Source organism: Spirilliplanes yamanashiensis (assembly GCF_016863475.1).
Lineage (GTDB): Bacteria > Actinomycetota > Actinomycetes > Mycobacteriales > Micromonosporaceae > Spirilliplanes > Spirilliplanes yamanashiensis.
This window is the reverse complement of record NZ_BOOY01000002.1, coordinates 141,400-153,427: the sequence shown is the minus strand read 5'-3', so window position 1 is coordinate 153,427 and position 12,028 is coordinate 141,400. Positions and strand designations below refer to the sequence as shown.

The 12,028-nt window shown below is 73.1% G+C and carries 15 protein-coding genes; 6 read left to right on the top strand and 9 right to left on the bottom strand.

Translation table 11 applies throughout. The features are described 5' to 3' along the window. Positions 1–410: hypothetical protein (locus Sya03_RS02155; RefSeq protein ID WP_203936399.1), on the top strand; the 410-nt coding region annotated here is incomplete at its 5' end. A gap of 172 nt (positions 411–582) precedes the next feature. Here Sya03_RS02155 and Sya03_RS02150 read toward each other — a convergent pair. From Sya03_RS02150 to Sya03_RS02140, 3 genes are all read right to left on the bottom strand, one after another. Next, the gene (locus tag Sya03_RS02150; protein WP_203936398.1) at positions 583–1,533 is read right to left on the bottom strand and encodes a zinc-binding dehydrogenase; all 951 of its coding nucleotides are present in this window, start codon (positions 1,531–1,533) and stop codon (positions 583–585) included. A 31-nt stretch (positions 1,534–1,564) separates the two neighbouring features. Beyond that, complete coding sequence (locus Sya03_RS02145; RefSeq protein WP_203936418.1) at positions 1,565–2,650, bottom strand: NAD(P)-dependent malic enzyme; 1,086 nt, start codon at positions 2,648–2,650, stop codon at positions 1,565–1,567. A gap of 160 nt (positions 2,651–2,810) precedes the next feature. Next, positions 2,811–3,146 carry a S24 family peptidase gene (locus Sya03_RS02140; RefSeq protein ID WP_203936397.1) on the bottom strand — a complete coding sequence of 112 codons (336 nt, stop codon included), beginning with the start codon at positions 3,144–3,146 and terminating at the stop codon, positions 2,811–2,813. An 85-nt stretch (positions 3,147–3,231) separates the two neighbouring features. On the opposite strand from Sya03_RS02140, the gene sodN reads away from it, so the two are divergent. The 3 genes from sodN (at position 3,232) to Sya03_RS02125 (ending at position 4,620) form a co-directional block, all read left to right on the top strand. Next, on the top strand, positions 3,232–3,636 hold the full coding sequence (gene sodN, locus Sya03_RS02135) for a superoxide dismutase, Ni (protein WP_203936396.1): 405 nt from the start codon (positions 3,232–3,234) through the stop codon (positions 3,634–3,636). 56 nt (positions 3,637–3,692) lie between these two features. Beyond that, positions 3,693–4,124, top strand: coding sequence for a GNAT family N-acetyltransferase (locus Sya03_RS02130; RefSeq protein WP_203936417.1), 432 nt, complete (start codon positions 3,693–3,695; stop codon positions 4,122–4,124). Between the two features lie 94 nt (positions 4,125–4,218). After that, the gene (locus tag Sya03_RS02125) at positions 4,219–4,620 is read left to right on the top strand and encodes an ATP-binding protein (RefSeq protein ID WP_203936395.1); all 402 of its coding nucleotides are present in this window, start codon (positions 4,219–4,221) and stop codon (positions 4,618–4,620) included. A gap of 16 nt (positions 4,621–4,636) precedes the next feature. Here Sya03_RS02125 and Sya03_RS02120 read toward each other — a convergent pair whose 3' ends face one another. Beyond that, entirely contained in the window at positions 4,637–5,332 is a 696-nt protein-coding gene (locus Sya03_RS02120; protein ID WP_203936394.1) for a FadR/GntR family transcriptional regulator, read from the bottom strand. A 61-nt stretch (positions 5,333–5,393) separates the two neighbouring features. Further along, positions 5,394–5,786: a hypothetical protein gene (locus Sya03_RS02115; protein ID WP_239107062.1), complete on the bottom strand. Its 393-nt coding sequence runs from the start codon at positions 5,784–5,786 to the stop codon at positions 5,394–5,396. Positions 5,787–5,850: 64 nt separating this feature from the next. On the opposite strand from Sya03_RS02115, the gene Sya03_RS02110 reads away from it, so the two are divergent. Together Sya03_RS02110 and Sya03_RS02105 are read left to right on the top strand one after the other, a co-directional pair. Next, positions 5,851–6,795, top strand: a complete 945-nt coding sequence (locus Sya03_RS02110; protein WP_203936393.1) for a diacylglycerol/lipid kinase family protein — start codon at positions 5,851–5,853, stop codon at positions 6,793–6,795. Between the two features lie 418 nt (positions 6,796–7,213). Then, positions 7,214–7,468, top strand: a complete 255-nt coding sequence (locus Sya03_RS02105; RefSeq protein WP_203936392.1) for a WhiB family transcriptional regulator — start codon at positions 7,214–7,216, stop codon at positions 7,466–7,468. A 910-nt stretch (positions 7,469–8,378) separates the two neighbouring features. On the opposite strand, the gene Sya03_RS02100 is transcribed toward Sya03_RS02105, so the two are convergent. Genes Sya03_RS02100 through Sya03_RS02085 form a run of 4 tightly spaced genes read right to left on the bottom strand, consistent with a single transcriptional unit; the run spans position 8,379 to position 11,756 of the window. Beyond that, a complete protein-coding gene (locus Sya03_RS02100; protein WP_203936391.1) occupies positions 8,379–9,155 on the bottom strand; it encodes a sirohydrochlorin chelatase in 777 nt (258 codons plus the stop codon). After that, positions 9,137–9,901, bottom strand: coding sequence for a phosphoadenylyl-sulfate reductase (locus Sya03_RS02095; protein ID WP_203936390.1), 765 nt, complete (start codon positions 9,899–9,901; stop codon positions 9,137–9,139). Before Sya03_RS02095 ends, Sya03_RS02100 begins: the two co-directional genes overlap by 19 nt. Then, positions 9,898–10,056, bottom strand: coding sequence for a hypothetical protein (locus Sya03_RS02090; RefSeq protein ID WP_023562204.1), 159 nt, complete (start codon positions 10,054–10,056; stop codon positions 9,898–9,900). Before Sya03_RS02090 ends, Sya03_RS02095 begins: the two co-directional genes overlap by 4 nt. Beyond that, a complete protein-coding gene (locus tag Sya03_RS02085; RefSeq protein WP_203936389.1) occupies positions 10,053–11,756 on the bottom strand; it encodes a nitrite/sulfite reductase in 1,704 nt (567 codons plus the stop codon). The genes Sya03_RS02090 and Sya03_RS02085 overlap by 4 nt, the downstream gene beginning before the upstream one ends. Positions 11,757–12,028 lie beyond the last annotated feature (272 nt).

Genomic DNA, 12,028 nt, shown 5'->3' with positions numbered 1-12,028 from the left:
CCCGGACCACCCGGACCACCCGGACCACCCGCATCCGCGTCATCGTCGGCAGCGCCACCCTGACCGCGACCACCCCGACCCGGACCACCCTGACCCGCACCGGCCTGACCCGCGCCGCCTTGACCAGGACCACCCGCGTCCGCGTCATCGTCGGCAGCGCCACCCTGACCGCGACCACCCCGACCTGGACCACCCTCACCCGCACCGCCCTGACCAGGACCACCCGCGTCCGCGTCATCGCCGGCAGCACCACCCTGACCCGGACCGCCCTGACCCGGACCGCCCTGACCCGGACCGCCGGCGGCTCCCTGCTGGGCCCCGCAGTCGGTCTCGACGGCGGCGTTGCCGAAGCCCGTGCTCACCGCGAAGCTGCTCCCCAGGATCACGGCCGCCGCCGCCCCCAGCAGTAGTTTCTTGGCCCTGCCGTCTCTGCCTCGACGCACCATGTGCCGCTCCCCTTCCGGTTGCCACCACTGCGGTGTTACCGAATCGAGATACGAGCCGAGCGCCGGACCGGATCAGTCAGTGGACGGATTGTCCCCCGAAATGCCTCCGTGGGAGATCGACCGGCGTGCTCCCAGGTCAGCGGGTGTGGTCGAGGACGATCTTGCCGAAGACGTCCCCGCGTTCCAGCCGCGCGAACGCGTCGCGCACCTGCGAGAAGCCGTGCACCGAGTCGACCACCGGCCGGATGTCCCGTTCGACGAGCAGGTCCATGAGGGCCGCCAGCTCGGCCGCCGTGCCCATCGAGCTGCCCAGCACGTCGAGCTGCATCATGAAGACCCGCGGCAGGTTGAGCGGGGCGACCATGCCGCCGGTCGCGCCGCAGACGACGATCCGGGCGCCCGGGGCCGCGCACTTCTGGGAGTGTTCGAACGTCGGCGCGCCCACCGACTCGATGACCACCTGGACCCGTTCGGGCAGGCGGCCGCCCGGCTCGACGGCGGTGGCGCCCAGGGCGGCGATGCGCTCGCGTTTGCCGGCGTCGCGGCTGGTGGCGTACACCCGCTTGCCCATGGCGGCCGCGAGCACGACGGCGGCGGTGGCGACGCCGCCGCCGGCGCCCTGCACGAGCACGGCCTCGGCCTCGTCCACCCGGCCGCGGGTGGTGAGCATCCGGTAGGCGGTGAGCCAGGCCGTGGGCAGGCAGGCCGCGTCCGTGAAGGACAGTCCGGCGGGCTTGGCGACGACGTTGGCGGCGGGCACCGACACCCGTTCGGCGAACGTGCCGGGGTGCCGCTCGGACAGCAGCGAGAAGCCGCGCGGGTCGGCCGGGTCCTCGACGACCGCGTGCACGACGACCTCGCGGCCGTCCGGGCCGATCCCGGCGGCGTCGCAGCCGAGGATCATCGGCAGGCGGTCGGCGGGCAGGCCGACGCCGCGCAGCGACCACAGGTCGTGGTGGTTCAGCGAGCTGGCCCGCACGTCGACGGTGACCCACCCGTCGGGCGGTTCCGGGGCGGCGAGGTCGCCGACGCTCAGCGCGGCGAGCGGGTCATCGGCGTCGATGGCGGAGGCGTAGGCGGCACGCATGGTGCCGAACCTACGCCTCCCGCCGCCGGCGTCAGGCGCGCCAGGCCGCCGCCACCGCCGCCGCGACCGCCGGGGCCACCCGCGGGTCCAGAGCGGACGGGACGATCGCGTCCGGCCGCAGGTCGTCCGCGGCGACGGCGGCGATCGCGCCGGCCGCGGCGAGCTTCATGGCCGGGGTGACGGTGCTCGCGCCGGCGTCCAGGGCGCCGCGGAAGACACCCGGGAACGCCAGCACGTTGTTGATCTGGTTCGGGAAGTCGCTGCGGCCGGTGGCGACCACGGCCGCGTACCGGGCGGCGACGTCCGGGTGCACCTCGGGGGTGGGGTTGGCCAGCGCGAACACGATGCCGCCGGGCGCCATCGCGCTGACGTCGGCCCGCCCGCCGGACAGTCCGATGAAGACGTCGGCGCCGCGCAGCGCGTCCGCCGCCGAGCCGCCGCGCGGGCGGGTGTCGGCCGCCAGTGCCGCCTTCTCCGGGTTCAGGTCGGTGCGGCCGGGCGCCAGGACGCCGCGGGAGTCGCACACCGCCAGCCGGGCCGGGTCGACGCCGCCGGTGATCAGCATGCGGGCGACCGCGATGCCGGCCGCGCCCGCGCCGCTGATGACGACCCGCAGGTCGCCGAGGTCGCGGCCCAGCAGCCGGGCGGCGTTGCGCAGCGCGGCCAGGGTGACGATGGCGGTGCCGTGCTGGTCGTCGTGGAAGACGGGGATCGGCAGGGCGGCGTCCAGGCGGCGTTCGATGTCGAAGCAGCGCGGGGCGCTGATGTCCTCGAGGTTGATGCCGCCGAACGACGGCGCGATGGCGGTGACGGCCGCGACGATCGCGTCGGGGTCCTTGGTGTCCAGGCAGATCGGCACGGCGTCGACGCCGCCGAACTGCTTGAACAGGATCGCCTTGCCCTCCATGACGGGCATGGCCGCCTGCGGGCCGATGTCGCCGAGCCCGAGCACGGCGGTGCCGTCGGTGACCACCGCGACGGCGTTGCCGACCCAGGTGTAGTCGCGCACCAGCGCGGGCTCGGCGGCGATGCGCTCGCAGACCGTGGCGACCCCGGGGGTGTACGCGAGGGACAGGTCCTCGCGCGAGGCCAGCGGGACGGTGGCGGCGACGGCCATCTTGCCGCCGCGGTGCAGGTCGAAAACGGGATCGATGGGTGTGCTGAGCACGGTCACGGGGACTCCTCGCAGGCAGGACGTGATGGTCGCGGCCGGCTGGGAGGCGCGAGTGTGCGCGGTCCGGCAGCGCTGCGGGGGTCACCCGGGGCGTGGTCGCGAGCTACGGTGCGTCGCGACCTACTGGAGGGTAACCTAGCCGCGCGGGCCGCGGCCAGTATTTGCAGACGACCACCCCGACGAGGTCGGCGACGCCGTACGCCCGGCTGTCGTCCGTGACCAGCGGGTTGTCGCCGCGCAGCTCCCAGCCGCCGTCGACGGCGCGCACCACCCGCTTGACGACGAGCAGGTCCGGCCGCGACCGGAACCGCGCCACCACCACCCGGCCCGGCCGGGCCCGGGTGGCCCGGCGCACCAGCAGGGCGTCGCCGTGCCGCAGCGTCGGCGCCATGCTGGGCCCCTGCACCAACGCGGCGAACAGCGGCAACTGCCACTTCATGGCATCAGTCCCCTAGCCCGTGCGGGCACTTCTGTAAGGAGTAGTGTCGGACCCGGATCATCGCAAATTTCTTGGAGGGGTCCTCATGCGACTTCCGCGGATGTTCACGCCGCGCACCCTGGTGAGCGCCCACTGCGACCTGCCGTGCGGCGTCTACGACCCGGCTCAGGCCCGGATCGAGGCGGAGTCCGTCAAGGCCATCGCGGAGAAGTACCAGGCCAACACCGACCCGGAGTTCCGCACCCGGGCCATCCTGATCAAGGAGCAGCGGGCCGAGCTCGTGAAGCACCACCTGTGGGTGCTCTGGACCGACTACTTCAAGCCCCCGCACTTCGAGAAGTACCCCGAGCTGCACCAGCTGTTCAACGAGGCCACCAAGCTGGCCGGCGCCTCCGGCGCCAAGGGCTCGGTCGACCCCGGGGTCGCCGACCAGCTCCTCGCGAAGATCGAGCAGATCTCCAAGATCTTCTGGGAGACCAAGCAGGCGTGAGCCAGCCCGTCACGATCCGGCCGGTACGTCCTTCCGACGTGCCGGCCGTCGTCGGCATGGTGCACGATCTCGCCGAGTTCGAGAAGGCGGCCGACAGCTGCCACCTGACCGCCGGGCAACTGCACGCCGCCCTGTTCGGCCCGTCCCCGGCCCTGTTCGGGCACGTCGCCGAGGCCCCCGACCGGTCCTTACCGGGCTTCGCCCTGTGGTTCCTCAACTACTCCACCTGGGAAGGCGTGCACGGCATCCACCTGGAGGACCTCTACGTGCGCCCCGAGGCGCGCGGCGACGGGGTCGGCCAGGCGCTGCTCGCCACCCTCGCCGCGGTGTGTGTCGAGCGCGGCTACCGGCGGCTCGACTGGTGGGTCCTGCACTGGAACCCGGCCCGCGCTTTCTACGCCGGGCTCGGCGCCACCGCCATGACCGACTGGATCCCGTACCGGCTCGAGGGCGACGCCCTGACCGGCCTCGCGGGCGCGGCGCGGTGACCCCGATCGCGGGGCCGGCCGAGGGGCCTGCCCACGGCCGTTCGATTACGGCTAGAGTCTGCCCATTGGGGGGATGGCTCGGGTGACTCAGCTGATGACCGAACAGTCGCAGCCGGCGTTCGATGACGACGTCGTGCTGCTCACCGTGCCCGCCGACGGCGGGTATCTCGGTGTCCTGCGCACCGCCACCGCCGGGCTCGCGGCGCGGCTGCACTTCGCGCTCGACGAGATCGAGGACCTGCGCATCGCCGTCGACGAGGCGTGCGCGATGCTGCTCGCCGTCGCGGTGCGCGACGCGGAGCTGTGCTGCCGCTTCGCGGTGACCGACGACGCGCTCACCGTCGAGGTGACCGTGCCGACGGTGCGGGGCGCCCGGCTGCCGGCCGAGTCGTCGTTCGCGTGGAAGGTGCTCACCGCCCTGACCACCGCGGCGAGCGCCGAGGCGACGGGCACGTCCGCCACCATCCGGCTGCTGACCCGCCGCACCGCGCCCTGACCGCCGCCCTGCGGGGCTAGCAGGGCATGTTCTCGCCGACGTAGCGCAGGTGCCGGCGGCTGACCTCGGCCGCGCCGGGGCCGTCGCCGGCCTCCACCTTCGCCAGCAGCTCGCGGTGGTCGGCGTCGATCTGCCGCCAGTACGACGCCGGTGCCGCGTCGCCCAGCTCGTCGCCGTTCAGCAGCTGGTAGAGCGGCCGGGTGACCAGCTCGAACAGCGGGTTGCCGGTGGCCGCGGCCAGCGCGCCGTGGAACTCGGCGTGCGCGCGCACCATCTCCTCCACCCCGGCGTCGGCCGGGTCGAACAGCGCCTCGCGCAGCGCGACCAGGTCGTCCTCGGTGCGCCGGGCGGCCGCCAGCTCGGCGATGGGCGCCTCCAGCACCTCGCGCACCTCGACCAGGTCGGCCAGCCCCACCATGGCGGCGCTGCGCAGCATCGTCATGCCGACGGCCAGCGAGTCGGACAGCTTGCCCGCGTCGGGCTGCGCCACGAAGCTGCCGCCGGTCACCCCGCGCGTGGTGACGACGAGGTGCTGGCTGGCGAGCAGGCGCAGCGCCTCGCGCACCGTGCTGCGGCTCACGCCCGCCCGCGCGCACAGCTCGGGCTCCGCCGGCAGCCGCTGCCCGGGCCGCAACCGCCCGGACGTGATGTCGGCCCGCAACTCGTCCGCCAGCGCCTGGTAGGCAGGCGGGCGGCCCGCCTCTGTCATCATCACCATGCACCTCCGCAGCGGCGGCGGCGTGGCCGTCGCGTCCGTCTCCCAGCCTAGGCGCTCAACCGAGCCCGAGCGCACGGGTCGTCGGAGGGCTGACCACGAGTCCGCCGGTGACCAGCCCGAGCACGATCAGCCCGACGCCCGGCCAGACCAGCCCGCCCTGGGTCATGTAGTAGCCGATCACGATCACCATCAGCTGCAGCACCACCGCCGGCCCCCGCGCGCCGGACCGGCGCCGCGCCAGCGCGCGGCCCACCGCCGCCAGCACGACCACGCCGATCGCCGCGAACAGCGTCACCCCGATCGCCACCGACATGACCGTCGCCCGCCCGGTCAGGTCCTGCCACAACAGGTACGCCGTCACGACCGCCACCGCGGCGGCCTCCAGCATGATCAGGCCCACGGCGAGGCGCAACGTCGTCGGGTTCGGGGCGGGGCCGTCGGCTGTCACGAGCGCAGGCTACCTGTCGGATTAGGGGCCGATACCCCGGCCCGTGCGGGGTACAGTGCCGCCCATGCGCGCCCTCCTGGTGGTGAACCCCAAGGCCACCACGACGACCGAGCGCAGCCGCGACGTCCTCGTCCGCGCGCTGCGCAGCGAGGTCTCCCTCACCGTCGAGTACACCCGCCGCCGCGGCCACGCCGCGACGCTGGCCCGCGCCGCCGCCGAGGACGGCGTGGACGTGGTGGCCATCCTCGGCGGCGACGGCTCCGTCAACGAGGTCGTCAACGGCCTGCTGACGTCGAAGCCGGCCCTCGCCGTCCGGGACGCCCCGACCGCGCACGTGCTGCCCGCCGTGGCCGTCGTGCCGGGCGGATCGACCAACGTCTTCGCCCGCGCGCTGCGCCTGCCGAAGGACTGGGCCGAGGGCACCAGCGTGATCCTCGACGGCCTGCGCGACGAGCGGTACCGCGTCATCGGCCTCGGCCGCGCCGACGAGCGCTACTTCACCTTCACCGCCGGCCTCGGCCTGGACGCCGCCGTCGTGCGCCGCGTCGAACAGGCCCGGCTGCGCGGCCGCACCTCCAGCCCCGGGCTCTACCTGAACGCGTTCCTGGGCCAGCTGCTGGCCGGCGACCGGCGCAACCCGCCGCTGGCCGTGGAGACCCCGGACGAGGTCGCCGAGACCGACCTGTCGATGGTGGTCGTGCAGAACACCGCCCCGTGGACGTACATCGGCGACCGGGCCGTCGACCCCAACCCCGGCGCCTCGTTCGAGTCCGGTCTGGACGTGTTCGCGGTGCGCCGCCTCACCGTCCCCGCCACGACACGCACAGTGACCCAACTGCTCACCACCGGCACCGCCAACGGCCCGCAGATCCTACGCCTGCACGACCGGGCCGAGTTCACGGTGCGCTCCGCCAGGCCCCAGGCGTTCCAGGTGGACGGCGATTACCTGGGCGAGCGCGAGAAGGTGCACTTTCTGTCCGTCCCCGACGCGCTACGTGTGATCTGCTGAACATCGGGTAGTGCCGATCGGTGCGATCCTCACGATCAGTCACAGAACACCGGCCGAAAGACCGGCGTTCGGGCCGCGACCGTACTACATTGATGGGAGCGGTCGTACGTCGGCTTCTGGTGTAGCACCCAGAACCGGACAAAAGGGTCGTGAAGTACCTCACGCAGTCGGAGAAAATCCGAGCGCGACTCTTGACATCGCAGCAGTTCGTGAAAGCATTCACAAGCGAAATGAGTAACCGGATGCCGCCCGGACCCGTTCATTGTCCGAGGGGTGCACAGCGGCTCCGGACATCGGAACGCTTGCTCACGCGCTGGTGACCCGGCGGACGCAGTCCGTCGATCACCCGCCGCGTACGCAATAGAGGTAATCGCACCGCAATTCACAGCCACCATCCAGAACGAGGAGTGTTGCCGCCATGGACTGGCGCCACCGTGCTGTCTGCCGCGACGAGGACCCCGAGCTGTTCTTCCCGATCGGGACGTCCGGCCCGGCGCTCCTGCAGGTCGAGCAGGCCAAGGCCGTCTGCCGGCGCTGCTCCGTGACCGACGAGTGTCTCCAGTGGGCCCTCGAGTCCGGTCAGGACGCCGGCGTCTGGGGCGGTATGAGCGAAGAGGAACGGCGCGCCGTCAAGCGCCGTGGCGGCCTGCGGGTCGGCGCTCCCACCGCCTGAACCACCCACCACAGCATTCACGCCCCGAGGCCGTTCGGCCCGGGGCGTCATGCTGTCCGGGGACGATTTTCTTAGGCCGCCCTAAGTCGACGCAGCGCGCCATTCCGATCACGCAGCGGGAAATGATCTCGAAATGCGCGGGGAATGGTGCCGGGTAACGAGCGTGACTGCAATTCGTCGCGGTTTCACCACCCAGCGTGACACTCGTGCGGGGTCGCCCGAAAGGTTGGCTCCACCGGGCCCCCGGGCGACCACGGTCGAGTGGCGCCGCTCACCCAGCGCCCCCGCCCGCGGCACGAAATCGACGCAGCGTGCCGGACTCTGCTACCGGGCTCCGCGGAAGGCAGGCGATGCTGCGGCCTGCTCCCCGAGCAGCGTGGTCCGCGAAGCCGAGGACCGCATTGTCGGCGGCCGAGTCGCGGCGGGGGCGCTGGGACCGAGTGGTGGCCGGCCGCGAGGCCGCAGAGTCACTTCCGGGTGAGTGGGCCCAGGCCGCGAGCCACCTACGGCCGTGGTGGGCGGCGGCACCCCCACCCATGAGGCCGAAGGCGACCCACGGCGGTGGCGGAACTCAAAGACCACCCACGGCGGTGGGGGAGGCAGGCCCACCCACGGTGGTGGTGGGGTCGAAGGCCACCCTCGGCGGGGTGGCGGGACTCAAGGACCACCCACGGCGGTGGCCGGGTCTAAGGCCACCCACGTGGTGGTTGAGGTGACCAGCCACGGCCATGACGGGGCCCATGGGCCCAGGGCCGTCGTGGCTGATGTCGAGGGCCGCCCCCAAGGCCGTCCAAGCGGGAACCCCGGGCGGCGGGCGGGTTCGCAGCCTCCAAGCGGTCGTGTCAGCCCGCCAAAGCCCGCGGCGGGCACTCGAACCACGCCGCGAAGGCATGAAGGCCCTGAGGGCCTCTCAGGCCGCCTGAGGCACGGCAGCCGCGCCCAGCGCCGCATCCGCCCGAGCAAGCAGCAGAGCGGCCAGCTCCGGCGCGTCCTCCAGGGGCTCGGCCGTGACGACCGCCCCGGCATCCCGCCCCGAGGCCATAGCGGCGTCGTAGAGCAGCCCGGGGGCCAGGAAGTAGGACGCCACCCCCACCCGCTCGGCGCCCGCGGCCCGCAGGCGACGGACGGCCGTGCCGGCGTCCGGTGGGGCCGCCGAGGCGTACGCGACGGTGCACGGGAGGCCCAGGGTGGCTCCCAGGGCGTCCGCGACCCGTTCCACGCCGGCGCGGGCCGCCGCGTCGCGGGTGCCGGCCGCTGCCAGGACCACCGCGTCGAGGGTGCCGGGGGTGGGCAGGCGGCGGGTGAGGCCGCGCAGCAGGAGGGGTTCGACGGGGGCGTCGGTGCGGGGGCCGAGGACGTCGGCGAGGTCGATGGGCATCGTGGTGCCGATGGCGCGGGCGGCCGCGATGGCGCCGGGGACGTCGGCGCGGGAGTGGTAGGCGGGCGTCAGCAGCAGCGGCAGGACCACCGCACGGGGGCAGCCGCGCGCGTCCAGGGCGCTCAGCACCTGATCGGGGCGGGGCAGGCTGTGGTCGAGGTACGAGGTGTGCACGTCGGTGCCGGGGCGCGCGGCGGCGACGGCGGCCGCCAGGGCGCGGGTGGCGGCCGCCGCCCGCGGGTCCCGGCTGCCGTGGGCTACCAGGACCAGCGGGGCGGTGGGGGCGCTCATCAGACGTGCAGGCCGCACTCGGTCTTGTCGAACATGGCCCAGCGGCCCGCGCGCGGGTCCTCGCCGGCCTTGGTGCGCCGGGTGCACGGCCAGCAGCCGATGCTGCCGTACCCCTTCTTGAACAGCTCGTTGACCGGGACGTTCCAGCGCGAGATGTAGGCGTCCACGTCGGCCTGGGTCCAGGCGGCGATGGGGTTGACCTTGATCTTGCCGCGTTTCGGGTCGAACGCGACGACGGGCGTGTTGGCGCGGGTCGGGGACTCGTCGCGGCGCAGGCCGGCCGCCCAGGCGTCGTAGTCGGTGAGGGCGCGCTCCAGCGGCTCCACCTTGCGCAGGAAGCAGCACTCGTCGGGGCTGCGGTTGAACAGCCGGGGGCCGTACTCGCCGTCCTGCTGGCCGACGGTGAGGCGCGGCCGGATGGAGCGGACGTTGACGTCCATGGTGCGGGCGACGGCGTCGCGCACCTTCAGGGTCTCGGGGAAGTGCAGACCGGTGTCGAGGAACACCACGTCGACGCCGGGGTGCACCCGCGACACGACGTGCGCGACGACGGCGTCGGCCATGGAGCTGGTGACGGCGAAACGGGCGCCGAACTCCTCGGCGGCCCAGCGGGCGATCTCCTCGGCGGGCGCGCCCTCGAGCGCACGGCCCGCCTCGTCGGCGAGCGCCTTGAGGGAGGCGGGGTCGCGGCGGGCCGGGTCGGCGGCGGCGACCGGCGCGCCGAGGTTGATCAGCCCCAGCCCGGTGGCGGCGGTGATGGTCATCGGTTCACTCCCTTGGCGAGCAGTCCGTTGAACTTGACCGTGAAGACCCGGGCGCAGGAGTGACACTCCCAGGCGCCGTGCGACGCCTCGTTGGGCCGCAGGTCCTCCTCACCGCAGTAGGGGCAGTACAGGGGCGCAGATCGGGCGTCACTCACCGGAGTTCCTCCTCGTCCACTCTGATGACCCAGCTGGCGAAGCTCTCGTCGGCGGAGGTGCGGCCGGCGAGGTAGTTGGTGGCGAGGCGCTCGACGTACGCGGGCAGCTCCTCCGCCGTGGTCTTGAGGCCGCGCACCTTGCGGCCGAAGCCGGCGGTCTGGCCCTGCGCCATGCCGAGGCCGCCGCCCAGGTGCACCTGGAAGCCCTCGACCTGCTTGCCGTGCTCGTCGAGCACGAGCATCCCCTTGAGACCGATGTCGGCGGTCTGGGTGCGGGCGCAGGAGTTGGGGCAGCCGTTGATGTGGATGCTGATGTCGGTGTCGAAGTCGCGCAGCCGCTGCTCGAGCCGGGCCACCAGCTCCTCGCCGCGGGCCTTCGTCTCGACGATCGCCAGCTTGCAGAACTCGATGCCGGTGCAGGCCATCGTGTTGCGCCGCCACGCGGACGGGCGGGCGTCGAAGCCGGCGCCGCGCATGGCCTCGATCAGCGAGTCGACCTTCGACTCCTCGACGTCCAGCACGATCAGCTTCTGGTACGGGGTGAGGCTGACCCGGTCGCTGCCGTGCGCCTCGACCACGTCGGCGAGCCGGGCGAGGGCGGTGCCGGAGGAGCGGCCGACCACCGGCGAGGCGCCGACGAAGTACTTCCCGTCGACCTGCCGGTACGGGCCGATGTGGTCGATCGGCTTGTCCGGCAGCACCGGCGGCGGGCCGTCGATCAGCGCGCGGCCCAGGTACTCCTTCTCCAGCACCTCGCGGAACTTCTCCACGCCCCAGTCGGCCAGCAGGAACTTCAGCCGGGCCCGGTTGCGCAGGCGGCGGTAGCCGTAGTCGCGGAAGATGCTGACGACGCCCTCCCACACGTCCGGGATCTCGTCGAGCGGGACCCAGACGCCGAGGCGCTCGGCGAGGCGCGGGTTGGTGGACAGGCCGCCGCCGACCCACAGGTCGAAGCCGGGGCCGTGCTGCGGGTGCTCGACACCGATGAACGCGATGTCGTTGGCCTCGTACGGGGTGTCGGCGAGCCAGCCGATGGACGTCTTGAACTTGCGCGGCAGGTTGGAGAACCGCTTGTCGCCGACGTACCGGCGCAGGATCTCGTCGATGGCGGGGGTGGCGTCGAGCACCTCGTTCTCGGCGACGCCGGCGACCGGGCTGCCGAGCACGACGCGGGGGCAGTCGCCGCACGCCTCGGTGGTGAACAGGCCGACGTCCTCCAGCCGGCGCCAGATCTCCGGCATGTCCTCGACGCGGATCCAGTGCAGCTGGATGTTCTGCCGGTCGGTGATGTCGGCGGTGTCGCGGCCGAAGTCCTGGCTGATCTGGGCGATGACGCGCAGCTGGGCGAGGCTGAGCCGGCCGCCGTCGACCCGGACGCGCAGCATGAAGTACTCGTCCTCGAGCTCGTGCGGCTCGAGCACGGCGGTCTTGCCGCCGTCGATGCCGGCCTTGCGCTGGGTGTAGAGCCCCCACCAGCGGAACCGGCCGCGCAGGTCCTGCGGGTCGATGCCCGCGAAGCCGGTGTGCGCGTAGATGTTCTCGATCCGGGCCCGCACGTTCAGCGGGTCGTCGTCCTTCTTGATCCGCTCGTTCGGGTTCAGCGGCTCCCGGTGCCCGAGCGCCCACTGGCCCTCACCGCGGGCCTTGCGGGGCCGGGCGGCGGGCCGGGCGGCGGGACGGTCGGTGCTGCTGAGCGCCATCGAGGCATCCTTGTCGTCTGGTGCGAGGCATATCGGCGGTGGCGCACACGCGTCGGCTCCCGGAGGTGGGAGGCGGTGGCGATGACGTCGATGTCTCGACCAGCCGGCGCGTGGCGCCCGGAGTCAGCTACGAACTGCGGACGGCGATCAGCACGCCGGACACATGGCGCTGCGGACGCGGCCGTAGTCGACGTGGCGGCGAGCCACGAAGCGGCGGTCCAGTGCAGCGGTCATGCGGCAAAGCCTCTCACGCGGCGGCCATCTCGACCAGT